This is a genomic window from Enterococcus sp. AZ040 (assembly GCF_050499185.1).
Lineage (GTDB): Bacteria > Bacillota > Bacilli > Lactobacillales > Enterococcaceae > Enterococcus_D > Enterococcus_D entomosocium.
Genome location: NZ_JBMHEW010000001.1, coordinates 109,551 through 135,602, shown reverse-complemented (window position 1 = coordinate 135,602; position 26,052 = coordinate 109,551). Strand labels below are relative to the sequence as shown.

Sequence of the window (26,052 nt, the reverse complement as noted above, 5' to 3'; positions counted from 1 at the left end):
TTAGAATTTGAAACTATCCACTTGGAATTTAAGGATAGTGGCGATCGTTTCGATCTCTTGTACATTCCGCTCAAAGTCTTCGATGACTAAGTAGAAGTCCTCTAAGTTTGCCGTTACTTCTTGGGTGCCGGCAGAGGTTTCCGAAACAGCAGCCGAAATGTTGCTGACGGAAACTTGAACCATGTCTTTTTTCTCAACGATCCCGGTAATATGGGCTTCCACGGCTTGAATACTTGAAACCAATTTTTCGACAATATCAGAGATCTCATTGGCTGACTCGATCGCTTTGTTGATATTGTTGGTTTGTTTTTCGCCGCTTTCAAAGGAATCCGTCACTGCAGAGACCACTTTTTCCGATTTTTTGCGGATCGTTTCAATGATCGAACGAATGCTTTTCGTTGATTGACTGCTTTGTTCCGCCAAGCTGCGGACTTCCTCCGCAACGATGGCAAACCCTCGGCCCGCTTCTCCAGCTCGAGCTGCTTCGATGGATGCATTCAATGCCAGTAAGTTGGTCTGATCAGAAATATCATTGATCAGCTGAACGATCTTACCGATGCTTTGGACATCTTCGTTCATGTCGTTCATGCTTTCCACTAATTCCGCTTGGTTTTGCCGTTCGATCTCCCAGCTTTCAAATACATGGAACATCATTTCTGAATTGTGGACATTGCTGCTTTGGGATTGACCCACATAGCCGTTCATCAATTCGATCTCTTTGTGGATCTCTTCGATACTTAAGGCTAGCTCGTCCATATCAAAGGAGGTTTGTTCCGCTTCGGAGGCTTGTGAACTAGTGGCATCTGCGATGGCATTCATCGTCTGACGCACATTTTCAATTGAATTTTTGGCATTTTTTGAGGTTGTCGTTAGGCCGCCTACCATTTTTTCCATCCGGCTGCTTTCTTCGTGCATGCCAACGATCACCGCTTTGAAGGTGTTTAAAACCCCTTGAAAACGATTTTGAACTTGCCCAAATAGGGAAGTTTGGTCGCTGCTGCCGATCTCATCGATATGCGACAGATCACCAGAACCAACTGCTTCTAGTTCTGTCAACAACGTATCCATGCCCGAGTGGGTCTCTTTTTTTACCAAATAGGTCATTCCTACTAACACTGCGATTTCTAGCAGCAATACGATCACTGAAAAAATAAAGAAACTTTTTGCTGCTTGTCCGTCTCCGTGGGTGCGGATCACGAAGAAATAGCATCCTAATAATACGATCAGGGTAAACCCTAGCGGAATCAACGCCGCCAAGCGAATTTTTTTGATGATAGCTTGTACCTTCTTCTTCATAACAGTATCCTTTCCTATGCAAAATGATCAGTCGTGCTGTTTATCAAGATTCGCTCTTCACTTGATAATCGTTGGGTCACTCCTTCTTTATCCGATTATGAAAACAATCTTCTAGTTCTTTAATCGGATCTTTTGCTAGAAAAGTTAAGCATCTTCACCAGACATATGTATCTTTTGGATCAGCAAAGCGCGTATAGCCGCCTTGGTATTCATCACGAACCAAGCGACCGTTTTGCAGCTCGACCACCCGATTACGGACCGTATTGACCATCGTACTGTCGTGGGTCGCCAAGAGGATCGTGGCACCGACTTGATTGATCCGCAAGAGTAGTTTCATGACTTCAACGGCTGATTTCGCATCCAGATTGGCGGTGGGCTCATCGGCGATCAAGACTGCTGGCTCTGTGACGATCGCCCGCGCGATCGCTACTTTTTTGCGCTGTCCCACGGAAAGCTCTTCAGGATAGTGATCCTTTTGAGGAAACATACCCACCAGTTGCAGTGCTTTGGCGGTTTTTTCCTGACGCAGCTTACGGGGAGTGCCTAGTACTTGCAGCGCATAGTCAACGTTTTTGGCAACCGTCAGATAAGGAAGCAAAAGGTCTTCTTGTCCGACGATACCGACTTGTCGTCGAATCATATAGAGATGACGGTCTTTGAGTTGTTCCAACAAGACATTGCCGACTTGGATAGAACCGGCCGAAAGCTCTTCTTCTTTCAAGAGCAATTTGAATAAGGTCGATTTGCCGGCACCACTGGGACCCACCACATAGATAAATTCTCCTTGAGGGATCGCAACAGAAATATCGGCCAATGCCAACGTACCATTGCTGAATTTTTTACTGACCTTGGTTAAGCGAATCATGTTCTTTCTCCTCTAATCTGTAAAACGATTGATCACGGACCACATCTCGTCAGCTGTCTGCATGGCTTTCGTATTCAATCCATACGCACGCTGGGTCGTTAACAAGTCTGTCATGGACGTCGCTAGATCCACTGTCGACTGTTCTAACTGTCCTTGCAACACGCTGCCAAAGGCTGCCGGATTGGTTTGCGAAGTAAGCAACGCTTGATCACCGGCACTGTACAGTTGGTTGCCCATTGGCGTGATGTTTTCTGTATTCGTCGGCTGATAAAGGGTCAGCTGTCCCAACACGCGAGTCTGACCATTTTCTTCCGTCGTCAACTGACCGCTGGCATCTATTGCGATTTGCTGCGCATCTGGCCACTGCGCGGTCGGTACGTTTGTGGTCATTGCCACAGGGTACCCTTCACTATTGACTAATTGCTTGTTCTCACTTAAATGAAAATTGCCTGCTCGACTTAGCAGCAATTGACCGGTTTGGTCCCGAACCCCGAAAAAGCCATTGCCTTGGATCGCGAGATCTAATGGCTGAGCAGTGCCCGCCAGATTGCCTTGGGCAAAACTGGTGGTCGTGGTTGCCTTCGCCCCCATTGACGCACCATATTGGGCGGCGTTGCCATTAAACAGCGTTTCTTCTGCACCGATGGCATTTTCCATCAATGCTTGAAAGTGCGTCGTTTGTGCTTGGTAGCCATTGGTATTGACGTTGGCAATATTGTTGGCTGTCGTGTCTAAGTTTGTCTGCAAATGATTCAACCCAGAACGGCTGATCCCTAATAATCCACTGATATTCATTGACTCATCCTCAAATCTTTCCTAATTCGTTGACCGCTTTTTGCAATGTCTGATTCGTTGAACTCAAGACTTTCTGATTGGCTTCAAATTCCCGAGAAGTCTGGATCATCGCCACCATTTCATCGGCAACCGCTACATTGGCTTGTTCTAAGGCACCTTGCTGGATCACGGGTGCATTCACAGTGGTTCCTGCTGCGTTGCTAGTCACGTAGTTTTGACCATCTGTAGTCAATGCTTCTTGGGGGAATGTTTGGATCTGAAAGTTCGCTGGTCCTAAGGCGCTGACTGCTTGTCCATTGGCACCCAAGACAAGATAGCCTTCTTGTGTCACGTATTGATTCTGCTGATTGACAGTAAAGTCGCCATTTCTCGTATACAACCGCTGACCCGCATTGTTTTGAACGACAAAGTAGCCTTCGGAAAGCAGTGCAAAATCACTGGCTTGTCCCGTCTGTTTGACAGCACCTTGGTCTTGACTGATCGTACTGCCTGCTAATTGCGTCCCTAAAGACAATCCACCGATGTCACGGCGGGTATCCGCATTGGGCCCGCTTTGGTAATTATGCAATGCCACTTCGTCTAGCGTCGACTGGAATAAGGTTTTTGCTTGATACCCTGTTGTATTGACATTGGCAATATTGCCGCTCGTCGTCTCTTGTCGCTTTTGTAATAATGAAATGTTCCGTGATAAGACATCCAGTCCTCGAATCATGCCAGTTCCTCCTCAATCAATGTGCGCAATTTGGCAATCGTTTTGCCATGAATTTGTGAAACTCGCGGAATCGAGACTTCTAAGATTTCAGCGATTTCTTTTAACGTCAGTTCTTCGGTATAGTACAAACTTAAAATCAATTGTTCCCGTTCCCCTAATTTTTTGATGCACGCAACCAAGGCGGTGCGTTTTTCTTCAGCGACCAAGGTCTCTTCGACATTTTCGGCTGGATCCCGAACCATATCTTTTAACGTCATGCCTTCTTCTTGGTAAGCAAACAAGGTATCTTCCAAAGAGACGCTGGCTAAGTAGTGCAGACTCTCATAAATATCCGCTAGTTGACTTTGGTTGATTCCCAGCTGTTTGCAGATCTCGGTGTCGGTCGCTTCTCTTTTGAGGCTTTGCTCCAACTCTTGCCGTGCTTGATAAAACTGATTGACTGCCGCCATTTTGTAACGGGAGATTTTGGCGTGCTTGCGTACTTCATCAATGATTGCCCCTTTGATACGAATCGCTGCATAGCTTTCAAAAGGAACTTTTTTTGAGGGATCGAATTTCCGCAAGGCATCCATCAGCCCAATCACCCCAATATTGTAGAGATCGCCTGATTCATAATCGGCGGTTTTGATAGACAGGCGCTGAACCACCCGTTCCACTAGCGGCAGATACTTGATGATCTCCGCTTCTCGATCGACTTCATACATCGGCGATGCCCCTTCCTAAGAAAATTCTGCTTAAATGTCAATACTGCCCACCGTTTCGATCGCAATTTCATTGGGAATCTCATTTAGAGAAAGAACGGCGATATCTGGAAAATTAAAAACGATCATTTTTTTGAATGCTAACCGGATCTTAGGCGATGCTAAAATGACGAAATTGATATTTTGAGCGATCGCTGCATGTTGGATCCCACTGATGGAATCCAACAGCTTGGTCACGGTATCTGGTTTTAAGACCGGGTACGAGCCAGTTGCGGTTTTTTGGATACTTTGAGCGATGATTTCTTCTAGTTTCGGCTGGATCACCGCCACTTGCAGCTCGTGGTTCTCATTGGCATACTTGGCAGCGATCGTCCGTTTCAATGCTTGGCGGACATATTCTGTCAAAACTTCTACGTCTTTCGTGACAACGCCGTAATCGGCTAAGGTTTCTAAGATCGTTGCTAAGTCATTGATGGGAATTTGCTCATCCAATAAATTTTGTAAAACTTTTTGGACCTCGCCGAGCCGCAAAATATCGGGGATCAATTCATCGATCACGACATTGTACTGTTCTTTGATGCCCTCCAATAATTTCTTGACTTCTTGGCGACCTAACAGCTCTGGTGCATGGGCATAGATGATTTCTTTTAAGTGTGTTGCGATCACGGTCAACGGCTCGATAATCGTAAACCCTTGCAGATCCGCCATCTCCTTATCGGATTCATCGATCCACATAGCATCCAGATGAAAGGCTGGTTCTTTTGTTGCGATTCCTTGAAAAGGAAACGGCTCTTCATTCGGACTGATCACCATGACTTTATTCGGGTAAATATCGCCGCGGCCGACTTCGTTGCCGCGGATCTTGATCACGTAATCATTGGCATCCAAGTAGAGGTTGTCGCGAATACGAACGGGACTGACTAAGATCCCTAATTCTCTAGCACTCTGTTTACGGATCGCCACGATGCGGTTCATCAAGCTGTTGTCGATCGAACTATCCACGATAGGGATCAGACCATAACCGATTTCCACTGAGATTGGTTCCACTTGGAAGGAAGCCACGGAATCGTCTTCTTCCTGTGCTTCTTTTTTGCGTTCCAGTGCCAATTTTTGTTCCCATTGTTTTTGTTCCACTCGCTGCTTTTCTTCTTTTTGCGTCACCAGAAAGCTGGCTGCGAAAAGGCCTAAACCAATCAACACAAAAGGCACAAACGGAAACCCAGGAACTAAGGCTAAGACGAAGAGAATCGCCCCCACGATCCGAAAAAGTTGGGGATTACGCATCACATCTGCCGCAATATCCAAACCAAAGGAACTATCGTTATCGGAACGAGTCACGATCACCCCAGAAGCAATCGAAATCAATAAAGAGGGAATCGAGCTGACCAAGCCATCCCCGATCGCCAGTTTCCCGAATTGGGCGAAGGCTTCCATGACGGTCATTTGTCCCCCCATGGAGAAAATGATCGCCCCGCCGACTAAATTGATGACAGTGATCAAGATCCCTGCGATCGCATCCCCTTTGACAAACTTGCTGGCACCATCCATCGAACCAAAGAAATCAGCTTCTCGCTGCAGATCTTTTCGTCGTTTGCGGGCATCCGCTTCCGTGATCAAACCGGCATTTAGGTCGGAATCGATCGCCATTTGCTTGCCGGGCATCGCATCCAATGTGAAGCGAGCAGTCACCTCGGAGACACGCCCTGCACCATTGGTCACGACGACTAGCTGAACCACCATGATGATCACGAACAAAATGATCCCCACGATGTAATTGCTGCCGGCAACGACATTGGCGAAGGCATCGATCACGTGTCCGCCATTTCCTTGGGTCAAGATCAAACGAGTGGAAGATAGGTTCAAACCTAAACGAAACATCGTTGTGATCAGCAACAAGGTTGGAAACGTAGTGAATTCCAACACTGATTTGGTAAACAGGGTGATCAGTAAAATGTTGATCGCGATCGTCAAATTGATAATGATCAAAATATCTAATAATGCACTCGGTAATGGAATAATAATCAAACCAATAATAGCTAGGACGATCACCGAGATTAAGATATCCGCCAGACCAATGCCTTTTTTCGGTTTTGAGGCAGCCTCATTCATTTTTGTTCCTCCTGTTTCCTTAAATCTTGCCGCGTTGGCTTTCTTCTAACTGATAGACCAAAGCGATGATTTCGGCAATGGCTTCATACATTTCAACAGGGATCAGATCCCCGGGTTCTACTTGACGATAAAGGGCTCGTGCCACTTCACGGTTTTCGATCTGTGGGATATTTTCTTTCAGGGCTTCTGCTTTCATCCGCTGCGCCAGCTGATCTGCCCCTTTGGCCAAGACCCGCGGCACCCCTTCACTGCTGGCATCGTAACGAATCGCAATGGCGAAATGGGTCGGATTGGTGATCAAAACCGTCGCTTCTTTGACGTTGGCGATGGCATTTTGGGTCATCGCACGGTATTTCGCTTTGCGCTGTGCTTTGACTTGCGGATCACCTTCCATTTGCTTGAACTCTTCTTTGACTTCCTGCTTGCTCATCATCAAGTTCTTACGATGGCTATAGCGTTGGTAGCCGTAGTCGACTACGGCCAAAATGATCAAGAAAATCGAAATCTGTAAAAACAATTCTTTGGCACGCAGTAGCATGAACAGGATCGTTTTTTCCAACCCCACTTCACTCAAACCAAGTAAAACAGGGACGGCGGCTAAAAATTGTTGATAGCACAAGTAGACGATCACGCCGAATTTCGCCAATGTTTTGCCTAAATTCATCAACGAGCGCAAACTGAATTGCTGCTTGATCCCGCTGATGGGGTTCAGCTTTTTAAAATCTGGTTTGATGGCCTTGCCGGAAAACAACAGACCGACTTGGGCATAATTCGTGATAAGCCCGACTCCGAGCGCGACCAGAAAGACGGGCGCACACAACAAAAGCAGCAGCAAGATACTCTGCACCCCCAGTTTCGGCAGATCCGCCAAACTGGTTTGATAATCAGCCAGCTGCGCCAAACTTCGGGAAAAATAAGGCAAAAAAGAAGCGGCGAAAAACTGCCATAAAGACAGGATCAAAAACGAGAAGACCAATAGCGAAACAGCTGCTGCTAATTCCTGGGTCTTAGGGACCTCCCCGCGTTTGCGGGCATCCCGCAGCCGCTTGGCACTAGGTAGTTCGGTTTTGCCATCTTTTTCTGCCATCTTCTCACCTCCTGCTGGCTACCTGTTACTTTATTGAAAGGACTCGATAAACTCCTGCAAATAGCGGACCGTATCTGGCAAGTGTTTGCCTAAGTACGAAAGGACATTGGGTAGTAGCAAGAGAAACACCACAAAACTGATGGCGGTTTTCATCGAAAGACTCATCATCAAAATATTGATCTGGGGAATCGACCGAGAAATCACACCTAGCACCAGGTCCACCAACAGCAGCGCAATGATCATTGGTGCCGCAAGATTAACTGCCATCACCATCATTTGGCTGAAAAGTTTGACGATGCCTTCAACCGTCGTTCCTTGGATCACCACAGAGCCTAAGGGCACGATCCGAAAAGACAACAGCAATGCTGTGATCAGTCGATGATGCAGATCAAGTCCAAAAAACACAGCGATCGTCAGCCAATAGTACGTTTTGCCATACTGGGAAGAGGCGATTTGCAACGTCGGATCATAGGCTTGCGCCATCGAAAAGCCTACTTGAAAGTCGATCAGTTGACCCGCAATTTCCACACCAGTAAAGACCAGCTGACTCAAATAGCCCATCGCCATCCCAAACAGTACTTCCTTGATGACGAAAACCGTCAGCATAAAGAGGGAAAGCTCGGGAATCGCAGGTGCCGTCGGCAGACATAGGACCGTCAACGCCATGCCGATCACGATTTTTGCCAGTGACGGAAAATTTTGCTGTGAGAAGATCGGACAAAGGACGACAAACGCCAATATTCGACAAAAAATCAACACCGTCGCTTGAATCGGCGCCATCAGGTTTCCTCCTTACATTGCCGCAATCATCTTGAAGATCATTTTGGTAAAATTCAACAAGAGATTCAGCATAAAATTCCCCGCCAAGATCAAGGTCAAAAAAATCGCTAATAGTTTCGGCACAAAGCTCAACGTTTGTTCTTGGATTTGGGTAGTGGCTTGAAAAATACTGATCACCAATCCAACGAGCATGCCGACCAATAAGGCAGGGCCAGATATCGCTAAAATTCGAAGAAAGGCTTCCCTTAGCACATCAAGTACCATTTCTACTGTCATTTCCTCTTGGCTCCTTTCTTAGCGGCTATTGAAAGCTCTTGATCAGCGACTCCACGATCAGATACCAGCCATCCACTAAAACAAATAGTAAGATCTTGAAGGGCAGTGAGATCATGATCGGCGACAGCATCATCATCCCCATCGACATCAAGATACTGGAGACGACCAGATCAATGATCAAAAAGGGGATAAAAATCAAAAAGCCGATACTGAAAGCCGTTCGTAACTCACTGATAATAAACGCCGGTACCATAACGGTCAGAGGAACATCGTCAGAAGAATGATACTTTTCGGTCTCCCCATCAGCTTCCGCAAACAAGGCAATGTCTTTTTCCCGTGTCTGTACCATCATAAAGGCCTTGATCCGTTTTTCTGAGCGGTCAAAGGCTTCGGCTTGGCTGATCTCTTGTCGATCAAACGGTTCAATCGCTTGCTGGTAGACGTCGGTATACACAGGTTTCATAATAAAAAATGTCAAGAATAAGGCCAACCCGATCAACACTTGATTGGGCGGGTTTTGCTGTGTACCTAACGAACTACGCACAAAGGACAAAACCATGATGATACGAGTAAAAGAAGTCATCATGATCAGCAAGACTGGTAAAAGGGAAAGCAGCGTCAGCAACAAGAAAGTATTGATCGTATCACTTGAGCCATTCCCATTCGACAATAAATTGTTGATGGTGGAACTGACGTCTTCCGTGTCTAGCGCAAATGCCGTCTGCGGAAGCATCAGACTGCTGAAAAGGACCGCAGCCATGATCTTGATATCTCTGCCTTTGATCTTCATTTTTGCTTGCCTCGTTTTCCAGCAATTTCCGCCTTGGCTTTGTTTAGCCATTCAGAAAAATCTTTGCCAGCTTGCACTTGGGTGCTTTCTAGGCTTTGCTGTAAAAAAGCGGCCGTTTCTTCTTGCGTCAACTCTTTGATGATCTGATTTTGCTGTTCAGAAAAGCTCATGACGTAACATTTGTCCATGATTTGGACGATCCCGATCGAAGACGACTTGCTGACGGCGATTTTTTGCAAAATACGCAACTGGTGATTGTGCTGGTTCGTGTAACGATTCAAATATTTCAAACTAATGTTGATCAAATAAAGAATAAGCAGCAAAAACCCAATCATTTTGACCAGCGATAAAAATGTTTCCATCAACATGCCTCTTTCTATTGGATCACTAAATCCGTCACATAAACATCCTTGGCGATTTCTGATCCGTATTCCTGATTAATTGTTTCTTTCAATGCTTTTTTTAAATTCGGTACACTTTCGGCGGAGCTCAAAATACCGCTGGCCTTTTGTTGGCGCAATAAGTTTACGACGCTGTCACGAATGACAGCCACATTTTTCGTGGCTTCCGCGCTTTTTTCCTCATCCGCCACTAAAATCGATAAATTGACCTTCATGTATTGCTGCTCTTGGTTGTCTTCTTTTGCCAGATTGACTAAAAATTCATCCAATGCCACGATCGCTTCGTCTGAGGAGATTTTGCTGCTGTCTTTTGCTGTTTCAGCAGCTGCTGTTTTTTCCCCCGTCAAAAAGTGATTCGTCACTAAGGTTCCGCCGATACTGCCGCCGACTACCACGATCAAGAGGATCGGCAGTAAAACAACCATGTTCAAGCCTTTTTTCTCTTTTTCTGCTTTTGGTACTTTTTCTTCTTTTGCCATCTTTCCCACCCTTACGTTTTCACTTGGTTCGAATGGATCACCGTATGATACTCGATCACCCGCTGCGCAACTTCTTGCGCAGCTTCCGTCACCACTAAGGTTTTGCCGTCTGTCAGTGTGATCAATGTATCCGGCATTTCTTCGATCCGATAAATCAATGTTGGATTTAAATAGAATGGCTTGCCATTCAATGCGGTCACTAGAATCATGGTCAAACTCCTCTCAACGATGAAGCGTCACGTTCTTAACGTTTTAGATTCAATAATTCTTGCAGCATTTCATCAGAAGTCGTAATACTTCTTGAATTTGCTTGATAGGCACGGCTCGCAATGATCATTTCGGTAAATTCTGTCGAAAGATCGACATTCGACATTTCCAAGGCACCTGCTTGCAGCGTTCCCGCTCCATTATTGCCGGGGCCTGCAACGATCGCATTTCCTGAGTTGCTGGTTTGGATATAGTTGTTGCCGCCGACTTTTTCTAAGCCTTCTGGGTTATTGAAGGTTGCGACACCGACTTTTCCCATCACAAAGGTTTGATTGCCGTATTTTGCCAACACTAAGCCATTGGCATCGATTGCCATGGAGTTATAGGTCAAGGTTTCCCCATTGACGGTCAGTGTGCTTGGAATCGACAAGGGAGATACCGCACCTTGTCTGCTCAATGCCGTGTTTTCATCAAAGTTGTCATCATAGACAACTGGTTGACCGCCATTGACTGAACGACCTAAGACTTGCATCCCATCACTATTGGTCAAGGTTCCGTTGCTGTCGCGAACAAATGCGCCATCTCGTGTGTAATAGGTTTCGCCATTTGCTCCTGGTCCTTGTACCATAAAGTAGCCTTGTCCGCTGATATAAAAATCCATGCTGCGACCAGTCGATTGCGGGGCACCGACTGTATTGATGGTATCGATGGAGCCCGTCTGAACCCCTAAACCGATCTGCGTTGCATTGATCCCGCCTAAGCCGTTGCCTGGTGCAGTTGCGTTAGACATCGTTTGGCTCATCATGTCTTGGAAAAGGACTCGACTTGATTTGAACCCGACCGTATTGACGTTGGCGATATTATTTGAAACCACGTCCATTTTCGTTTGAAGATTTTTCATTCCACTGACACCTGAATATAATGATCGTAACATGCTTATTTTCCTCCTTATGGTTGGCGTATTTTCCTCTGTCATTCAGAAAATACTTGCAGCCCCTTTTCAGTCCAGCTGCTATTTGATAAATGTGGCGCTGTCAATATTGGTGACGGTGTGAAGCTCATTCATCCCCATCGCCGTAATGATGGTTCGTGAATGGACATCGGCGATCAAGCCCATATCTTTGTAAACAAGCAGTGATTCTTTGCTGCCTTTTTCCGCTAGCTCGCTAAGCGCCGTTGAAAGGGATTGGTAATCATCGTCTTGTAAGGTCAATTCCCTTGCGGTCAAACGCTTTTGCGCATGGTGCGAGACTTTGATGTCGTTTTGTTTTTGTTCAAGCATTGAAGAGAAGGCTTGTTTGTCCACGGCTTTGCGGGGATTTTGATAAGGCTCCCCGGCAACTTTTTGCAGCCCCTGTTGAATCGTCAAACTCATTTTGCTTCGCCGCCAATCTCTTGGATCGCACTCATACTGTATTCTTTGCCATTTACGACGATCGTGGCGTAGCCATTGGCAAAGCGGACCTTTTCGATGGTTCCTGACAATGTTTCTGTGCCGTCCATCAGAGTGACTTGTTTATTGATCAAGCTAAAAGCTTGCTGCTGTTGCTGTAAAATCACCGAGGTCGTCAACGTTTCGCTCAATTCATTCAAGCTCTCTAAGGTCGTAAATTGAACCAGTTGCGAGATATAGTCGGTGCTACCACCAGAAGAATCGCTGCCTCCCATCGATGGGTTGCTCATAGATGCTGCTAAGATCTTCAAAAAATCATCCATGGAGATATCTGAAGATTTTTTTGTTTGCGTTAATGCCGATGTATTGGCAATACCTGCCGCAGCTGCTGTAATTTCATCTGCCATAGGTCTCCTCCTTTACACTAAAATACTGATCGCATGATCGATCGGTGCTAATTGCTGCTCTTCTTCAACCGTATTGCTTTGATGAAATGGCTTTTTGCTTTGTCCTTTTTGAGCCTGTAAAAAACGCTGTTGGTTTAACTGACTGTCACTTGCCATCATACTGCCGGCAAAGGATTGATTTGACAGCGGACCAGCCTGCTGGACAGAAGCTAACGTAGGTTCTTTGATTGCTAGGATCGGCTGCTCTTGCTTTTGCAAAACTTGCTCTAGCTCATGCTTGATGGACAGCAATAATTCTTTGGCTTGCGGCTGCTGAACGGTCAGTTCTAAGCGGCTGCCTTGGGCATTCGTTTCTAGAGAAAGCTGGATCGTGCCTAATTTCTCGGGAACGAATTGCAACGTGATTTTTTTCTCGCTTGACGTGCTGCTCGTTTGGACGAGTTGGGCAGTCGCTTTTGCTAAGGGCAGAGCCGCTTGCTCCATACTCGCTTTTGTTGGTGCTAGTCCTTGCTTGCTCAAAAGGGGAGAAACATCAAGCAGTTGCAGTGCTGGTGTCGCCATTTCGTTGTCGGTTACTGCCGAAAAAGCAATGGCTTGTGCAGAAACAGCTTCCGTATTTTTGGCGACTGTTTCCTTCGTGCTTTGCAAGGTGCTAGTCGTATCCGTCGCTTGGTGGGTCACTGGCGACACTTGATCCAATGGTCCCGTTTGGCCCAATTGAGCGGTCCCTTCGGTGGACTGTTTCAGCTGTGCTTCTGTCGTCTGCGCAATCGCGGCTTTTGTTACTGAATCGATTTCCTTGAAAGTCGCGATCCCTTTTGCCGTGGACTGCTCTTCGCCTACTAAGTCTTCTGGCAAAGGCGTTTCAAGCGTTGGTGCTGCGGCTTCACTTCTGTCATTTGTCATCAAATCCAGACCTTCAAGCGTAGACTCGGAGGGGTCGATGACTGTGTTGGCTACGTCTATTGGTGCTAAAGCTGCTGTGGCGCTTGTTTGGTTCTGCTCCGTCGTTACCATTGATGCCTGTGCCGCTTCCTGAACCAAGCCTGCAAAAGGTGTCTGGCTGATCTGGCTCATTTCTGGCGCTTGCGTCGTTGCAGATTGTTCAGCTGCTGAAGTGATTTCTGACTCCTGCGGCAGATGTTCCATACTGCTGGCCGTACCCATTTCTGGTGCGGCGGCGATTTGCTCCGTCATCCCTGATGTTTCGATAGGGGCTGGCAGGTTGCTGCCTGCTTGAACTGTCAGCTGTCGCATCATCAAACTGAAGACCTCTGGTGACGCCTCCATCTTTTTTGATTTGCTACCGACAGGTACAGCGGTTGCGGCACTTGTTGTGATCTCTTTCATTGTTCACCTCCTCTCAGCTGATGCTTTAAAACCAAGGTCATCTCATCACTAAAACATTAGTTCTTTAAGAAAATAAGGCGCGATTGCCGAACTCATCCAATTGTTTTTGCTCTTCCAATTGCTGTTCATAGGTGTATTCAGCAAATTGTTTTTCTCGCAGTTTTTCCACGATCTTGCGTTCCTGCTGCGCTTCTACCACTACCGATAAAGACTCTGCCAATTCTTGCTTCACGTGAAACATTTTGTTCTGAACCTCATCGATGGTGGCATTCAAAGCAAGCAAATAGCGTTGCTGCACTTGCATCCGCCCAATGGTAATTTCATTGACATCAAAAAGCTGGGCTTTTTCCTGTGCCAGCGTGTTCAGGTGCTGTTCTTGCTGAATCAACAATTGCTGTTTTTGGGCGTACGCTCGTTTGGCTTCTTGCTCAATGGTTTTTCGGTGATCCAATACTTTTTCTAAGGAAAAGTGAAATGCTTGCATGGTTGCTCCTTTATAATCTGTTTTACATGGTCGAACGCTGGCGCTCGATCAGCGCTTCTTCACTGAACAAATGCGCCAATTCAAAAATCGTTTGTTCGAATGGGATCCGCTCATCCACTTTTTGCTGTAAAAACCGTAGGATGGGGTGATGCAACGCGATCGCTTGGTCGGTCAACGCATTACTGCCGCTTTTGTAAGCACCGATATCGATCAAATCCTTGGCCTCTGCATAAACCGCCATGTTTTCTTTTAGTTCCCCCGCATGTTCATGCTGTTCCTCAGAAACGAGGGTCTTCATCAAACGGCTGAGGCTGTTTTGAATATCGATGGCAGGATAATGATTTTGAGCGGCGATTTTCCGTGACAACAGAATATGACCGTCAAGAATCCCCCGCACCGCATCAGCGATCGGTTCATTCATGTCATCCCCTTCTACCAAGACGGTATAAAAGGCAGTGATCGAGCCTTTGTCAGACATCCCACTGCGCTCTAACAACTTCGGTAAAGCTGTAAACACAGAAGGGGTATAGCCTTTGGTCGTCGGTGGTTCACCTGTTGATAAACCGATCTCCCGCTGCGCCATCGCAAAACGGGTCACCGAATCCATCATCAATACGACTTTATTGCCTTGATCGCGGTAATACTCAGCGATCGCCGTTGCCACATGAGCCCCTTTTAGTCGTACAAGGGGTGGCATATCGGAGGTAGCACAGACAACGACCGACTTGCGGTAGCCTTCTGGGCCTAGATCATTTTCAATAAATTCTTTGACTTCTCGTCCTCGCTCGCCGATCAAGCCGATCACGATGACATCTGCTTCGCAATAACGAGCCAGCATCCCCAATAAGGTACTCTTACCGACCCCGCTGCCAGCAAAAATGCCGATCCGTTGGCCAAGGCCGACGGTCAAGAGACCATCGATCGCCCGGACACCTGTCGGCATGATCTCAGCGATTTTTTGACGACGAAAGGGGTCAGGAGAATCTTGACTAACTGGATATTCTGACGCAGTTTCCAGATCCAGCGCCATATCTAACGGTCGCCCTAGTCCATCTAAGGTGTGCCCTAGTAGCGTATCATCGATTTTTACCGTCAACGATTTGCCAGTTGGCCGCACTAAACAGCCCGGTCCGATGCCTTCTAGCTGATCAAGGGGCATCAGGAGCACGGTTTTTTTCACAAAGCCCACGACTTCGGCTAAAGCTGTATGTGTCTTGTTTTGCAGTGCGACTTCACAGATTTCTCCTATGAAAACTGACAGCCCTTCGACTTTGATCAGCAGACCTACGACTTCGCTGACTTTGCCGTAAGTGGTAAAGAACGGCTGTGCTTGCGCTGTTTTGCGCAGCGCTGTGATCGGTAATTCAAACGTCATTCCTTCACACTGCTTTCTAAAAATTGGCTCAAAAAGCGAGCGATTTCTTCCCTCAGTTCAAAAACCACCAAGGCATTTTCAGATTCGATACAAAAATCGTGTTCCGCCAAGCCGTCATCTGCCATGAGTAAATAGCGAAACCCGCTGATCGTCTGTTTTTTGGTTTCCAACAATTCTCGCAACCCTGCAAGATGCTGCTCTTGGCTGCGAATAGTCACAAATTGATCGGGTTGTTCAAATTGCCATAGCACAGACTCCACAAAAGGCAGGAAGCCTGCTTGCTCGTCTGTAAAACGTTGATTGATCAAGGCTTCGGCGATTGCCGTGCCGTAAGCGATCATTTCTTGCTTTTTCTCTGAGCGAAAGGTGTTGATTTCAGAAACGGCTTCAGCGACATTGGCTTGGGCTTGTGTCATCAATGCTTGCGCGGCTTCTTTGCTGGCATTGAGTCCTTCTTGATAGCCTTGTTGAAAGCCGTCTGCTTGTCCTGCTTGAAAGCCTTCCGTTCTCGCTTCTGCTAGAATTTGCGCCGCTTGCGCTTGTGCATCGGTCAAGATTTGCTGTTTCAAGGCTTCCATTTGCTGCAGATGCCGTTCCTGCTCCAACTGGCGTGCACGTCTAGCCGCTTGCAGTTCTGGGTCTAAGCTCGGTTTCTCAATCGGCGCTTTGATGGTCGTATCCGTCAAAATACTGCGAGCAGCTTCAGTCGTTTTGACCGCCTGCTGCTTCAATAAACTGCTATTTGACCACTGCATCTTGGTCGCCCCTTCCGATGTAGATCTCACCGGTTTCATCTAGCCGTCGAATCACAGCCACCACACTTTGTTGGGCTTCTTCTACAGCAGACAAGCGGGTAGGACCCATAAATTGAATTTCTTCTTGCAGATTTTCCACCGCCCGTGATGAGAGGTTGGAGAAAATAAAGTTCTTGATGTCGTCGGTCGTGCCTTTAAGCGCTAAGACTAAGACATCGTTTTGAACATCTCGCAAGACTTTTTGAACATCCAAGCGATCGAGGGTCACGATATCCTCGAAAGTAAACAAGCTTGATTTCACTTCGTTGGATAGTTCCGGTTGCCGCTTTTCCAAGTCGTTCAAAATGTTCTTTTCAGTACTGCGGCTGACTGAGTTCAAGATTTCTACCAGTGTATGCACACCACCGACATTTTCCGTATCGTTCTCAATGTAATTCGAGAATTTGTTCTCGATCACTTTTTCAATCCGTTCGATCACCAAAGGCGACGTACTGGAGATCGTCCCGATCCGTTCAGCGATCTCCACTTGCAAATGATCGGGAAACTGTGACAAGACGCTGGCCGCTTTGTCCGGCTGCATGTAGCACAAAATCAACGCTACCGTTTGTGGATGTTCGCCGATCAACAGATTGGTCAACTGTTGAACATCGGCTTTGCGAGCGATATTAAAGGGCCGTTCCCGCAGCTGAATCTGAGTCAATACGTCAATGACTTCTTTGGCTTTTTGAGGGCCTAATGCTTGGTTCAGCAAATTTTTGGCATAATCGATCCCGCCGTCTAAGACATATTTGCGGGCCGTTGCGGTATGAGAAAATTCCTCCAACACTTGATCCCGCTCTTCGGGACTGACAAAGTCGATGTTGGCGATCTCATAGCTCACTTTTTGTATAAATGATTCTGGCAGCAGCTTCATGATCTTTGCAGAGGTATCTGATCCTAGAGAAATCAGAAGAATCGCTGCTTTTTTTACCCCGTCTATTGTATCCATGGCTGCCCCCTTATTTTTCTTTCATCCAAGCTTTGATCAATTCCGCCGCTACTTCAGGATTGCTTTCGGCATAATTTCTAGCCGTTTGATCCAATGTTGGTTCTCCTGTATGTTCTGCTGTGGCTTCTTGTGTGGATGCTTCTGGCACCGCTGGTTTCGTTTCAGCAGACCGGTTACCGACACCGCCAAAAACGACTTCTTGTGCAACCGGGTTACTCGCTCCGATGCTAGCAGCGGATGGTTGTGCAAAAGTGACCATTTCATCCGTCACATCCACTTCCAACTCGTCTTCTTTGCGTCGGCGTCGGATCACGCCAACGATCATTAAGATCACCAAGAACAAGGTCAACACGATACCGCCGATGATGGCATACTTGACATAACCTTTGGCAGCTGCAATCTGTTCATTCCCTTGAGGATCAGCGGCTGGATCAACCTCTGCTTGGGCAAAGTCAAACCCTTGGATCGCAATTTGATCGCCACGATCATTGTCATAGCCGACGGCGCTAGCAATCAACTGCTGCAATTCTGCTTGATCAGCTTGCGAAAGGTTCGCATTGATCACGATTGAGCTGGTCATTCGTTCGATCATGCCAGGAGCCGTAATGGTCGTAGTGGTCTCGGTATCCAATTCATTTTCAACGGAACGACTGTAGGAATTGTTCCCCTCTCCATCCGTGCCCGTCACATTGGAGACATTGTCATCCACAGTCCCTGTTTGGGCTTCTTGGACAGTCTCTTGCGAACCAGCAGCCTGCACTGTTTCACTCTTGATCTCTGGGTCATCATAAGTGACTTTCTTCCGCTCGATCGAATCAAAATTCAAGTCTAAGTTGATCGACACTTGGAATTTGTCTGCACCATAGATCGGTGTCAGCAACTTCGCTACTTTTTCTTCTAGCGTTTTTTCATAGGAATCTTTGATGGCAATGTATTTATTGTTTAAGCCACTTAATTGACTGGCTTCATCTTCGGTTCTAGTCAACGTATTGCCCGCGCTATCAACGACTTTTACATTTTCAGGCTTCAGCTTTTCCACTGCGCCGGAAGTCAAGGTAACGATCCCTTGCACGGACTCGTCTGAGATTTGCTGATTTTTCAAGGACAACACGATAGAGGCCGTCGGCGCACTTTCCTCCGAAGAAAAGACACTTTCTTCTGGCATCACGAGTAAAACTTTGGCGGATTTGACCGCATCGATCGACTCGATTGCTCGCTGTAGTTCGCCCGTTACTGCCCGCTGATACATGATTTTGCGGTCTTCATCCGTTGTCATCATGTTGGCATCATCAAATAATTCAAAGCCTGTACTGGTATTTGGTAACTTATTGTCCACGGCAAGATTGATGCGGTATTCATCGACTTGGTCCTTATCGATCAAAATAGTCGTCCCATTGTCGGCTAATTTGTAGGCGATCTGCTGTTCATCCAAATCCTTGCTGATCGTTCCCGCATCGGCATCGCTTAGATCCGTAAACAAGATACCGTATTCAATTCGCGTATTTAAATAATAAACAGCTGCTGTGATTCCGAGAACGCTGATAACGGAAAGAACAACGATCATTTTCTTTAAAGAGCTTTGCATTTGCCAACGGTCTTTGAGTTGTTCTGTCCATTCTTTCACTTTATCCATCATTTATTCTTATTCCCTCACCCACTGCTAAAACTGCATATTTTTCACGTCATTGTAAGCTTCTAAACACTTGTTTCGTACTTGAACGGCTGTTTGTAGCGCCAATTGCGCCTCCGTCATGCGAATCATCACATTGCCTAGATCGCTTTCATCGCCGGTGATCAAATTAACAGTATCTTGATCCATGACCGCCGTTTTTTGATTCAACTGATCGACCGCATTGGTCAAGTAGGAAGAAAACTGGTTTTCCTTGGTGCCCACAACACTAGTCTCTTTTGAAGCAGCCCCCGTGCCTAGTGTCCGCAAAACGTTTTGGTAGTCTGTTAATCCTGTCGTTAAAAGTCCATCCATTTTCTCGTTACCCCTTTGATATTTCTAATGCTTTTTTCAAGATTGTTTTATTCATTTCTGAAGCAGAAACATTGGCTTCGTACGTTCGAACCGCTTGCAACATTGCCACCATTTCATCGGCAATATCCACATTTGATTGACCGACATATCCCTCAGCGTTGGCAGCGGGATTGGTAGGATCATAGGTCAGTTTTTCCGTCTCATCGGCAGCGATCCCCGTCACTTTGACACCGTATGTAGCCGGTGTTCCTTCACGACTATTTTTTAAATTTTCTGAAAAAAGAATACTCTTTTTTTGATAAGCCGCGGTTGTTTGTGTTTGATTTGTATTTACATTTGCGATATTGCTGGAGATCGTATCTAGTTTTAACCGTTCCAATGCTAGACCGCTCGCGTTGATCGTTAGTCCGTTAAATATACCCATTTGTTTTTCCTGCGCTTTCTATCAATTACTCAAGACAAGGTTCATCATTTGCAAGCGTCCGTTGACTTGTGCGGTCAATGCACTGTAATACAACCCATTGGCTGCTTGATCCAACATCTCTACCTCAAGATCCACGTTATTGCCGTTGTCTTTGATACTGGTAGTTGCATTTTCAGTGATTTTCGGTTTTACTTGAGAAACTGACGCTTCTGTTACAGCGTCGGTCCCTGACGAAGCGAGTGCCTGCTTTAATTCGCTTTCAAACACGATGCGTTTTGCTTTGTACCCATCCGTGTTGACATTAGCGATATTAGACGAAATCAATTCTGCGCGTTGTGCAGAAACGTTCATAGCTGTTTTTAATAAATCATAGGTATCCAACAATAATTACTCCTTCCACCTTCTGTACCAAACGTTTTTTTCATCGATGGAACAGAAACAAATATATTTATTTATTTTTTTGTTATAGATTAAAAAAACAAGAAGACGTGATGTCATTATAGTAGAATTATTTTTATTTTACAATTTGATTTTTGCAACTTTACGGATATGACATTTAAGTTACAGACGTGTTATGTTATTTGTTAAACACTGTTTCATCGCAATTTCGTCCCCAGTTATAAAAAGCAAACGATCGATATAAAGCGTTTTACAAGCATATCTATGCCTTTTGATCAAAATCAGTTTTTTGATAAAAAAACAAGCATTATTCGAAAAATTGATTAAAATATTTTCATTTGTGCCTGATGACATGACAAACCCTGAGAAGCGCTTCACGAAAAAAAACGGTACCATCTATAAATATTCACAAAAATTGCAAGCTGTACCATTTCAACAATTTGACGAAACTTGTCAAAAAAAGAACAAAAAAAGGAGAAACAGAAAATTTATTTTAGTTATTTTTTGGATTATTTTTTTTTGCTATTAAGAATGATTTTAATTCACCGATAAAATAAATGAGGGTTTAAAACCTGGAAATAGAATTTAGGAGGACGCAACAAATGGATTTTTTCTTGCTGATCGGTATTATTTTAGGATTGATATCTGTGGTGGTTGGGATGATTGTAAAAGGTGCCAATGTGGCCGTTTTGATCAATCCGGCAGCCGCGATTATCATTTTCGTCGGTGTGATCGCAGCCGTTATCAATTCATTTCCCAGCAGTGATATCAAAAAAATCCCGAAGATCTTCGGCGTTCTGCTGAAAAATAAAGAATACGACTTAAAAACAACCATCAATACCATCGTTGAATTAGCTAACCAAGCTCGGCGCGATGGCCTACTATCTCTTGAAGGTGCTATCCAAAACTTAGAAGATCCTTTTTTAAAAAAGGGCTTGGAAATGGTGGTGGATGGCATCGCTGCCGAACAGATCCAAGAAATCATGGAAAATGAGATCTATGGGATCGAAGAACGGCATCGCATCGGCTCGGCTATTTTTAAAACCGCCGGCACGAGTTCCCCGACCTTAGGGGTGTTAGGAGCCGTGATCGGGCTGATAGGGGCGCTAGGCAATTTAGAGGATGTAGAAGCACTGGGTCATATGATCTCGGCGGCTTTTGTGGCGACCCTTTATGGTATTTTCTTCGGTTATGTGCTGTTCATTCCTTTTAGCTCACGATTAACTTTGAAATCGGAGCAAGAAGTCCAAATGATGTCGATCATCGTTGAAGGGGTCTTAGCGATCCAAGCCGGACAATCGCCGAAAAGTATTGAGAAAAAATTATACAGCTTGATCGATCCGAAAAAACGGCAAGAACAATTATAAAGGGTGAAGCGACATGAAGCGAAAAAAGAAACATGAAGAACATGTAGACGAAGCGTGGCTTTTGCCTTACTCGGATATGTTGACCTTGCTGCTGGCCTTATTCATCGTCATGTTTGCCATGGCGAAAGTCGATGATGAGAAGTTTCAAGAAATCCGAAGCGAATTCGGCACCATCCTTTCCAGCCACCACAGCAACGCCTCCGTCATCGGGTCAGTGATCGATATGGGCGAGACCACGCCGCGAAAAAAAGCCGCCACTTCTGCCGAAGCACAAGCGCAAGAAGCAGCGGTCCGGACCCAACTGGAAAATCAGCAGTTAGAAAAAATCAGTGACCAGCTATCTCAAGAACTCGCCGCTTCTGGCTTAAAAGACCAGACAGAAGTCCGCTTGGAATCCGATGGCTTGCATATCACGCTAGCCAGCAGCATCTTGTTTGCCTCTGGTAGCGCCGAGATCACGGACACCACTCGTCAGTCACTGGATCTACTATCGGACTCACTGAAAAAACTAAAAGCCAACAAAATCGTGATCGCCGGGCATACCGATAACGTACCGGAAAAAGGCAATGGCCGCTACCAATCTAACTGGGATCTTAGTTCCGCTCGTGCGATTACCGTTATGGAATACTTCATCAGCAAAGGCGCCGTTTTAGAAAAAAATGCTGCCATCCAAGCCTTTGCCGATACCGAACCGAAAGCCGATAACAACACCCCACAAGGCCGCTCGGAAAACCGCCGCGTGGAGATGATCATCCAGCGGACCGAAACGACACAATAGCCCGTAATAAGGTTTTATAAATATCATTATGAAAAGCCAAGATGAGCAACATTCGTCTTGGCTTTTTTGTAGTCTCCTCCTCAACAAACAAAAATCACTCATCAGCCATTCTTGCGAATAGCTGATGAGTGATTTTTTTGCTTGATTTATTTCTCCACTTCAAAACGATTGGTCAATCGCTTCAACTCTTCTGCAATGTCTCTGAGGTCTGCCACATGGTTGGTAAATTCATCCATGGTTGCCAAGACTTCTTCTGCATTTGCGGAAACTTCTTGTGTGCCAGCGGCATTTTCTTCCGTTGATGCGGAAATGTTTTCTAAGTTTTCCAGTACACTGTTTTGAATATTTTCGATACGGGCACTGGCTGCTTCAATATGATGGATGCCTTCGATCATATAGCTACTGCGTTGGAAAACTTCTTTTGAAGATGAGATCGCTTCTTTGATCAAGTTGGTTTGGCGAACGCCGCCTTTGACAGACGCCGACGTTTGTTTGACCATTTGACTAGACTGCTCACGAATTTCTTCAATGATCGCTTCGATCTCTTTGGTAGAAGCTTTGCTTTGTTCCGCCAATTTACGGATCTCAGCAGCCACGACGGCAAAGCCTTTGCCAGACTCGCCAGCACTTGCGGCTTCGATTGATGCATTCAAGGCTAGCAAGTTGGTTTGGTAAGAAATATCGTTGATGACCCCGATGATCGAGTTGATGTTTTGGATACTATCATTCATTCCCGTCATATTCGACATCAAGCGCTCCATCTGTGCCAACTCTTGTCGCCAACTGTCATCGACTTGATCCATGATCGTTAAGTTTTCTTGATTGATCTTCGTAGATTCTTGCGACTTGCTGCTCATGCCGCCAACATTTTCTCGTAATTCTTTCACGACTTGCGACAGATTTTGCATTTGTGACACGCTGTATTCTGTTTCTTGGGCTTGAGCACCGGTCACTTCAGCTATCCCCGTAATGGTTTGAGAGACTTCTTCTGTCGCAATATTGGTTTGTTTTGACAATTCTAATAAAGAATCCGACATTCCTGCGACACTGTTGCTTTCTTTTTGTACTTTTTGGATCAATGCACCCGTGCCTTCGATCATCACATTGTAATTGTCCGCCATTTGCTGGATCTCGTTGCCTGCTTTGTCTGGATATACAACTCGGCGTGCCAGTTGATCCCATGTCCATTTTTCGCCTTTGGCTCGTTTGGTTTTGCTCATCTTCTCTAGTTTGCCTTCACCGACTTTTCTAAAGTAGCGATTGAAGCAATCGATGATCGCTGCGACTACTTTGATCGCGGCATACGAAACCAGTCCTACAAAGAGCAGCATCAAGATCGTAACGATAATCGTGGTGCGGACTAACGCCCCTAACTCTTTGTCTAGATCACTAGCTTTGACTTCGGAGTACGCCCAAACATTGGAATCAGCAGACTTGTCATACAACACATCATTGACTTTATTCGAGTCGCCTAAGCCAACCATGCCTGTCGGATCTTTGGCGTCTTTGATTTTTTGGAACACTTCTTCTTCTTTGATATTCTTACCGATTTGCTTGGTATTTTTTGAGGTCACGATGACCCCAGATTCTGAAACTAAGGTGACATTCCCAGTCCGCCCTACGGTAAAGGAAGACAAGATGTTTTGAATGCTTTCATAGGAAACATCGACGCTTAAAACCCCCACTTGATTATGGGAATTTTTGACCCGGATCGAAGCCGACGTCACAAATTGATTCGACACCGTATCTAAATAAGGTGCTGTCCAATACACTTCTCCTTCGGCTTTCACGGCCCCTTTGTACCACGGCCGAATTGTAGGCTTGTAATCATCCGGTAAGGGATTGAAGGTCACATACTCATCATCTTCTGTCCCAAAAGTTACTGCTAAGAAGCTGTTGCTCCCAGCAATCGCTAAAGAAAGATCTGAACGGATACGTCCCATGCTGAATTCTGTTTTCATCGCTGGCAGTTCAGCCATTGATTTCAATTTGCTTTCCGTCGATCGGCGCAAACTCTTTTCTTCCGCCAAGATCAAATTGACGGCACTTTCTTTGTTCAAATCATTTCGTTCAATCAATAAGTTCTTGGTGGTTAAATAGGAACTTGTCAGCATGACAATGATCGGGATCCCCGCAACCAGCATCAAGGTGATCATCACATAAATTCCTATCGTCTTTTTTCTTTTTTTCACAACTGTGCCACTCCTTCATTTCCAATTTCACACGATCCACTGAAGACTCGTCCGTAGACGACCCTTAGTAAGGATAATCGGTCATTTCTTTGAATATTTAAGAGGATTCATTGTCAGAAACGGCTGCAAGCGCATTTTCTTTTTTGCTAAGGCTTACAGTTGCTGTTGTAACGAATAGAAAAGCTCCTCAGTCATCAAGGAGCGTTGCGACTGCATAAAAATAGCCAGTACGGAAGTTTCCGCACTGGCTGTAGGGTCCCTTTAATAGGACCGCTTCTATTGCCTATAATTCTTTGATGACGGCTTTTTCTTCCGCCGTCAAAGCGAAATCAAAGAGCGCTAAATTTTCGGCTTGATGTTTTTCTGAATGGGATTTCGGAATCACGATCACCCCACGCTCGATTTGGTAACGCAAGACCACTTGGCTCCAGGTTTTTTGATGCGCTTCCCCGATTTGGGTCAAGGTTTCCCGTGCCGCTTCCGAAATCCGGGAAAGCGGACCCCAGGCTTCTGGAACTACCTGATTGTCTAAGGAATACGAGATGATCGCATCATTCCACTTGCCTGGATGCGATTCGATCTGATTGACCGCTGGTTTGATCCGACTGTTTGCCAATAAATAGCTGAGTTCTTCTTCTTGGAAATTGGACACCCCGATCGCTTTTAAGACTCCTTTATCGACATAAGCCTCAAGAACCGCCCAGACAGCGGCGATCTCTGCCAAGTTGTCCCACGGATGATGGATCAAATAAAGATCGATCGATTCCGTCTGCAAGTCTGCTAAACTCGCTTCGACAGACGCTTTCACGGCAGCTGCATCTTGCGTATGCTCTGGTTTGCCAGGAATCTTAGAAGTCAGGAAAAATTCGCTGCGGTCAATCCCGCTTTCCTTGATGGCTTTGCCAACCACGGCTTCGTTGCGGTAAGAAATCGCCGTATCAAAATGCCGATACCCAAGCTTGATGGCAGTCAATAGCTCTGTCGTATCATCATTGATCGCACCTTGGTATTCTCGGTTTTCTTTCCCAAATGTATTCGTCCCGCTGCCGATCACTGGAATCTGAATGCCGGTATTCAATTCAATCGTTTCCATGCTGCTTCCCCCTTTGTGTTGTTTCTAGTCTATCAAAAAAGCAGGAGTAAGGGGAAGAAAAACTCTTATTGCCGCTAAAAAACGGGGAAAAGCACAAAACGCATGTTCAAGCAGCCCCTCCTCCGTTATACTGAGGGTAAGATACGAAACACCCAAATAAGGAGGGTTACTTTTGAAAAAAACACTGTTTTTTCTTTGTGGATCACTGACATTCGGTTTAGGTACTTTAGGAATATTTTTGCCTTTCTTACCTACAACCGTCTTTTACTTGCTGACGGCTTATTTCTGGCTGCGGAGTTCCGATACCTATTATCAACGCTTGGTTCAATCAGAGAATTATCAAAAATACATTGAAAAACCACTCGTACAAAAACAGCTGAGCACCAAGGCAATGGTTCGGATGTTTGCCATGATGCTGGTAGTCTTTGCAATTCCTGCACTGCTGATCCCCAATCTGCTGGTACGTTTCGTCCTCGCTGCCATCTACCTCGCCCATGTCATTGGGATCACTTGGTATTTAAAAGGACGCAAACCTGCGATCCAAAAAACGGATCAGCCCCTGTAA

At 45.8% G+C, this 26,052-nt stretch carries 30 protein-coding genes; 3 read left to right on the top strand and 27 right to left on the bottom strand.

What is annotated here, in order from left to right; translation table 11 throughout:
* The 25 genes from IGK63_RS00630 to flgB all read right to left on the bottom strand — a co-directional run bounded on the left by IGK63_RS00630 (window position 1) and on the right by flgB (window position 20,039).
* The gene (locus tag IGK63_RS00630) at window positions 1–1,296 is read right to left on the bottom strand and encodes a methyl-accepting chemotaxis protein (protein WP_005226627.1); all 1,296 of its coding nucleotides are present in this window, start codon (window positions 1,294–1,296) and stop codon (window positions 1–3) included.
* Window positions 1,297–1,450: 154 nt separating this feature from the next.
* Window positions 1,451–2,161: a cell division ATP-binding protein FtsE gene (locus tag IGK63_RS00625; RefSeq protein ID WP_005232774.1), complete on the bottom strand. Its 711-nt coding sequence runs from the start codon at window positions 2,159–2,161 to the stop codon at window positions 1,451–1,453.
* A gap of 12 nt (window positions 2,162–2,173) precedes the next feature.
* Complete coding sequence (locus IGK63_RS00620) at window positions 2,174–2,956, bottom strand: flagellar hook-basal body protein (RefSeq protein ID WP_139959983.1); 783 nt, start codon at window positions 2,954–2,956, stop codon at window positions 2,174–2,176.
* A gap of 10 nt (window positions 2,957–2,966) precedes the next feature.
* Entirely contained in the window at window positions 2,967–3,668 is a 702-nt protein-coding gene (locus IGK63_RS00615) for a flagellar hook-basal body protein (RefSeq protein ID WP_016611606.1), read from the bottom strand.
* Window positions 3,665–4,372, bottom strand: a complete 708-nt coding sequence (locus tag IGK63_RS00610) for a sigma-70 family RNA polymerase sigma factor (RefSeq protein WP_005226623.1) — start codon at window positions 4,370–4,372, stop codon at window positions 3,665–3,667. Before IGK63_RS00610 ends, IGK63_RS00615 begins: the two co-directional genes overlap by 4 nt.
* Before the next feature lie 30 nt (window positions 4,373–4,402).
* Entirely contained in the window at window positions 4,403–6,478 is a 2,076-nt protein-coding gene (flhA, locus tag IGK63_RS00605) for a flagellar biosynthesis protein FlhA (protein ID WP_005232779.1), read from the bottom strand.
* A gap of 19 nt (window positions 6,479–6,497) precedes the next feature.
* Window positions 6,498–7,565 carry an EscU/YscU/HrcU family type III secretion system export apparatus switch protein gene (locus tag IGK63_RS00600; protein WP_016611607.1) on the bottom strand — a complete coding sequence of 356 codons (1,068 nt, stop codon included), beginning with the start codon at window positions 7,563–7,565 and terminating at the stop codon, window positions 6,498–6,500.
* 30 nt (window positions 7,566–7,595) lie between these two features.
* Window positions 7,596–8,345, bottom strand: coding sequence for a flagellar biosynthetic protein FliR (fliR, locus tag IGK63_RS00595; RefSeq protein ID WP_005232781.1), 750 nt, complete (start codon window positions 8,343–8,345; stop codon window positions 7,596–7,598).
* Between the two features lie 12 nt (window positions 8,346–8,357).
* Window positions 8,358–8,621, bottom strand: a complete 264-nt coding sequence (gene fliQ / locus IGK63_RS00590) for a flagellar biosynthesis protein FliQ (protein WP_005226613.1) — start codon at window positions 8,619–8,621, stop codon at window positions 8,358–8,360.
* Window positions 8,622–8,646: 25 nt separating this feature from the next.
* Window positions 8,647–9,411, bottom strand: coding sequence for a flagellar type III secretion system pore protein FliP (fliP, locus tag IGK63_RS00585; RefSeq protein WP_005232783.1), 765 nt, complete (start codon window positions 9,409–9,411; stop codon window positions 8,647–8,649).
* Window positions 9,408–9,773, bottom strand: a complete 366-nt coding sequence (locus IGK63_RS00580) for a flagellar biosynthetic protein FliO (RefSeq protein ID WP_008376622.1) — start codon at window positions 9,771–9,773, stop codon at window positions 9,408–9,410. The genes fliP and IGK63_RS00580 overlap by 4 nt, the downstream gene beginning before the upstream one ends.
* 14 nt (window positions 9,774–9,787) lie before the next feature.
* Window positions 9,788–10,291, bottom strand: coding sequence for a flagellar basal body-associated FliL family protein (locus IGK63_RS00575; RefSeq protein WP_008376623.1), 504 nt, complete (start codon window positions 10,289–10,291; stop codon window positions 9,788–9,790).
* 11 nt (window positions 10,292–10,302) lie between these two features.
* Window positions 10,303–10,500 carry a flagellar FlbD family protein gene (locus tag IGK63_RS00570; protein ID WP_005226609.1) on the bottom strand — a complete coding sequence of 66 codons (198 nt, stop codon included), beginning with the start codon at window positions 10,498–10,500 and terminating at the stop codon, window positions 10,303–10,305.
* 35 nt (window positions 10,501–10,535) lie between these two features.
* Window positions 10,536–11,432 carry a flagellar hook-basal body complex protein gene (locus IGK63_RS00565; RefSeq protein ID WP_034872091.1) on the bottom strand — a complete coding sequence of 299 codons (897 nt, stop codon included), beginning with the start codon at window positions 11,430–11,432 and terminating at the stop codon, window positions 10,536–10,538.
* Window positions 11,433–11,510: 78 nt separating this feature from the next.
* Window positions 11,511–11,873, bottom strand: coding sequence for a hypothetical protein (locus IGK63_RS00560; protein ID WP_005232787.1), 363 nt, complete (start codon window positions 11,871–11,873; stop codon window positions 11,511–11,513).
* A complete protein-coding gene (locus tag IGK63_RS00555; protein ID WP_016611609.1) occupies window positions 11,870–12,298 on the bottom strand; it encodes a flagellar hook capping FlgD N-terminal domain-containing protein in 429 nt (142 codons plus the stop codon). The genes IGK63_RS00560 and IGK63_RS00555 overlap by 4 nt, the downstream gene beginning before the upstream one ends.
* A gap of 12 nt (window positions 12,299–12,310) precedes the next feature.
* Window positions 12,311–13,648, bottom strand: coding sequence for a flagellar hook-length control protein FliK (locus IGK63_RS00550; protein ID WP_016611610.1), 1,338 nt, complete (start codon window positions 13,646–13,648; stop codon window positions 12,311–12,313).
* Between the two features lie 64 nt (window positions 13,649–13,712).
* Window positions 13,713–14,132 (bottom strand): flagellar export protein FliJ, encoded by a 420-nt coding sequence (gene fliJ / locus IGK63_RS00545; RefSeq protein ID WP_016611611.1) that lies wholly within the window; start codon window positions 14,130–14,132, stop codon window positions 13,713–13,715.
* A 22-nt stretch (window positions 14,133–14,154) separates the two neighbouring features.
* On the bottom strand, window positions 14,155–15,507 hold the full coding sequence (gene fliI / locus IGK63_RS00540) for a flagellar protein export ATPase FliI (protein ID WP_016611612.1): 1,353 nt from the start codon (window positions 15,505–15,507) through the stop codon (window positions 14,155–14,157).
* The gene (locus IGK63_RS00535; RefSeq protein WP_005232791.1) at window positions 15,504–16,262 is read right to left on the bottom strand and encodes a hypothetical protein; all 759 of its coding nucleotides are present in this window, start codon (window positions 16,260–16,262) and stop codon (window positions 15,504–15,506) included. The genes fliI and IGK63_RS00535 overlap by 4 nt, the downstream gene beginning before the upstream one ends.
* Window positions 16,246–17,250, bottom strand: a complete 1,005-nt coding sequence (fliG, locus tag IGK63_RS00530) for a flagellar motor switch protein FliG (RefSeq protein ID WP_005226586.1) — start codon at window positions 17,248–17,250, stop codon at window positions 16,246–16,248. The genes IGK63_RS00535 and fliG overlap by 17 nt, the downstream gene beginning before the upstream one ends.
* A 10-nt stretch (window positions 17,251–17,260) precedes the next feature.
* Window positions 17,261–18,883 carry a flagellar basal-body MS-ring/collar protein FliF gene (gene fliF / locus IGK63_RS00525; protein ID WP_051154592.1) on the bottom strand — a complete coding sequence of 541 codons (1,623 nt, stop codon included), beginning with the start codon at window positions 18,881–18,883 and terminating at the stop codon, window positions 17,261–17,263.
* Between the two features lie 27 nt (window positions 18,884–18,910).
* Window positions 18,911–19,234, bottom strand: a complete 324-nt coding sequence (gene fliE / locus IGK63_RS00520; protein ID WP_016611614.1) for a flagellar hook-basal body complex protein FliE — start codon at window positions 19,232–19,234, stop codon at window positions 18,911–18,913.
* Between the two features lie 7 nt (window positions 19,235–19,241).
* Window positions 19,242–19,658: a flagellar basal body rod protein FlgC gene (gene flgC / locus IGK63_RS00515; protein ID WP_005232807.1), complete on the bottom strand. Its 417-nt coding sequence runs from the start codon at window positions 19,656–19,658 to the stop codon at window positions 19,242–19,244.
* Window positions 19,659–19,679: 21 nt separating this feature from the next.
* On the bottom strand, window positions 19,680–20,039 hold the full coding sequence (gene flgB, locus IGK63_RS00510) for a flagellar basal body rod protein FlgB (RefSeq protein WP_034872092.1): 360 nt from the start codon (window positions 20,037–20,039) through the stop codon (window positions 19,680–19,682).
* Window positions 20,040–20,659: 620 nt separating this feature from the next.
* On the opposite strand from flgB, the gene motA reads away from it, so the two are divergent.
* Window positions 20,660–21,424, top strand: a complete 765-nt coding sequence (gene motA, locus IGK63_RS00505; RefSeq protein WP_005232810.1) for a flagellar motor stator protein MotA — start codon at window positions 20,660–20,662, stop codon at window positions 21,422–21,424.
* A 13-nt stretch (window positions 21,425–21,437) separates the two neighbouring features.
* Window positions 21,438–22,202, top strand: coding sequence for an OmpA/MotB family protein (locus IGK63_RS00500; protein WP_008376629.1), 765 nt, complete (start codon window positions 21,438–21,440; stop codon window positions 22,200–22,202).
* A gap of 146 nt (window positions 22,203–22,348) precedes the next feature.
* On the opposite strand, the gene IGK63_RS00495 is transcribed toward IGK63_RS00500, so the two are convergent.
* Both IGK63_RS00495 and IGK63_RS00490 read right to left on the bottom strand, forming a co-directional pair.
* Window positions 22,349–24,394 (bottom strand): methyl-accepting chemotaxis protein, encoded by a 2,046-nt coding sequence (locus IGK63_RS00495; RefSeq protein ID WP_016611618.1) that lies wholly within the window; start codon window positions 24,392–24,394, stop codon window positions 22,349–22,351.
* A gap of 283 nt (window positions 24,395–24,677) precedes the next feature.
* Window positions 24,678–25,487, bottom strand: coding sequence for an aldo/keto reductase family protein (locus tag IGK63_RS00490; RefSeq protein ID WP_016611619.1), 810 nt, complete (start codon window positions 25,485–25,487; stop codon window positions 24,678–24,680).
* A gap of 172 nt (window positions 25,488–25,659) precedes the next feature.
* Between IGK63_RS00490 and IGK63_RS00485 the strand changes: the two genes are divergently transcribed.
* Window positions 25,660–26,052, top strand: a complete 393-nt coding sequence (locus tag IGK63_RS00485) for a YbaN family protein (RefSeq protein ID WP_005232815.1) — start codon at window positions 25,660–25,662, stop codon at window positions 26,050–26,052.

What these genes read in the sequence shown, in the direction of transcription:
- IGK63_RS00630 (WP_005226627.1), bottom strand. Translation starts at nt 1,296, where the DNA reads ATGAAGAAGAAGGTACAAGCTATCATCAAAAAAATTCGCTTGGCGGCG.
- IGK63_RS00625 (WP_005232774.1), bottom strand. Translation starts at nt 2,161, where the DNA reads ATGATTCGCTTAACCAAGGTCAGTAAAAAATTCAGCAATGGTACGTTG.
- IGK63_RS00620 (WP_139959983.1), bottom strand. Translation starts at nt 2,956, where the DNA reads ATGAATATCAGTGGATTATTAGGGATCAGCCGTTCTGGGTTGAATCAT.
- IGK63_RS00615 (WP_016611606.1), bottom strand. Translation starts at nt 3,668, where the DNA reads ATGATTCGAGGACTGGATGTCTTATCACGGAACATTTCATTATTACAA.
- IGK63_RS00610 (WP_005226623.1), bottom strand. Translation starts at nt 4,372, where the DNA reads ATGTATGAAGTCGATCGAGAAGCGGAGATCATCAAGTATCTGCCGCTA.
- flhA (WP_005232779.1), bottom strand. Translation starts at nt 6,478, where the DNA reads ATGAATGAGGCTGCCTCAAAACCGAAAAAAGGCATTGGTCTGGCGGAT.
- IGK63_RS00600 (WP_016611607.1), bottom strand. Translation starts at nt 7,565, where the DNA reads ATGGCAGAAAAAGATGGCAAAACCGAACTACCTAGTGCCAAGCGGCTG.
- fliR (WP_005232781.1), bottom strand. Translation starts at nt 8,345, where the DNA reads ATGGCGCCGATTCAAGCGACGGTGTTGATTTTTTGTCGAATATTGGCG.
- fliQ (WP_005226613.1), bottom strand. Translation starts at nt 8,621, where the DNA reads ATGACAGTAGAAATGGTACTTGATGTGCTAAGGGAAGCCTTTCTTCGA.
- fliP (WP_005232783.1), bottom strand. Translation starts at nt 9,411, where the DNA reads ATGAAGATCAAAGGCAGAGATATCAAGATCATGGCTGCGGTCCTTTTC.
- IGK63_RS00580 (WP_008376622.1), bottom strand. Translation starts at nt 9,773, where the DNA reads ATGGAAACATTTTTATCGCTGGTCAAAATGATTGGGTTTTTGCTGCTT.
- IGK63_RS00575 (WP_008376623.1), bottom strand. Translation starts at nt 10,291, where the DNA reads ATGGCAAAAGAAGAAAAAGTACCAAAAGCAGAAAAAGAGAAAAAAGGC.
- IGK63_RS00570 (WP_005226609.1), bottom strand. Translation starts at nt 10,500, where the DNA reads ATGATTCTAGTGACCGCATTGAATGGCAAGCCATTCTATTTAAATCCA.
- IGK63_RS00565 (WP_034872091.1), bottom strand. Translation starts at nt 11,432, where the DNA reads ATGTTACGATCATTATATTCAGGTGTCAGTGGAATGAAAAATCTTCAA.
- IGK63_RS00560 (WP_005232787.1), bottom strand. Translation starts at nt 11,873, where the DNA reads ATGAGTTTGACGATTCAACAGGGGCTGCAAAAAGTTGCCGGGGAGCCT.
- IGK63_RS00555 (WP_016611609.1), bottom strand. Translation starts at nt 12,298, where the DNA reads ATGGCAGATGAAATTACAGCAGCTGCGGCAGGTATTGCCAATACATCG.
- IGK63_RS00550 (WP_016611610.1), bottom strand. Translation starts at nt 13,648, where the DNA reads ATGAAAGAGATCACAACAAGTGCCGCAACCGCTGTACCTGTCGGTAGC.
- fliJ (WP_016611611.1), bottom strand. Translation starts at nt 14,132, where the DNA reads ATGCAAGCATTTCACTTTTCCTTAGAAAAAGTATTGGATCACCGAAAA.
- fliI (WP_016611612.1), bottom strand. Translation starts at nt 15,507, where the DNA reads ATGACGTTTGAATTACCGATCACAGCGCTGCGCAAAACAGCGCAAGCA.
- IGK63_RS00535 (WP_005232791.1), bottom strand. Translation starts at nt 16,262, where the DNA reads ATGCAGTGGTCAAATAGCAGTTTATTGAAGCAGCAGGCGGTCAAAACG.
- fliG (WP_005226586.1), bottom strand. Translation starts at nt 17,250, where the DNA reads ATGGATACAATAGACGGGGTAAAAAAAGCAGCGATTCTTCTGATTTCT.
- fliF (WP_051154592.1), bottom strand. Translation starts at nt 18,883, where the DNA reads ATGGATAAAGTGAAAGAATGGACAGAACAACTCAAAGACCGTTGGCAA.
- fliE (WP_016611614.1), bottom strand. Translation starts at nt 19,234, where the DNA reads ATGGATGGACTTTTAACGACAGGATTAACAGACTACCAAAACGTTTTG.
- flgC (WP_005232807.1), bottom strand. Translation starts at nt 19,658, where the DNA reads ATGGGTATATTTAACGGACTAACGATCAACGCGAGCGGTCTAGCATTG.
- motA (WP_005232810.1), top strand. Translation starts at nt 20,660, where the DNA reads ATGGATTTTTTCTTGCTGATCGGTATTATTTTAGGATTGATATCTGTG.
- IGK63_RS00500 (WP_008376629.1), top strand. Translation starts at nt 21,438, where the DNA reads ATGAAGCGAAAAAAGAAACATGAAGAACATGTAGACGAAGCGTGGCTT.
- IGK63_RS00490 (WP_016611619.1), bottom strand. Translation starts at nt 25,487, where the DNA reads ATGGAAACGATTGAATTGAATACCGGCATTCAGATTCCAGTGATCGGC.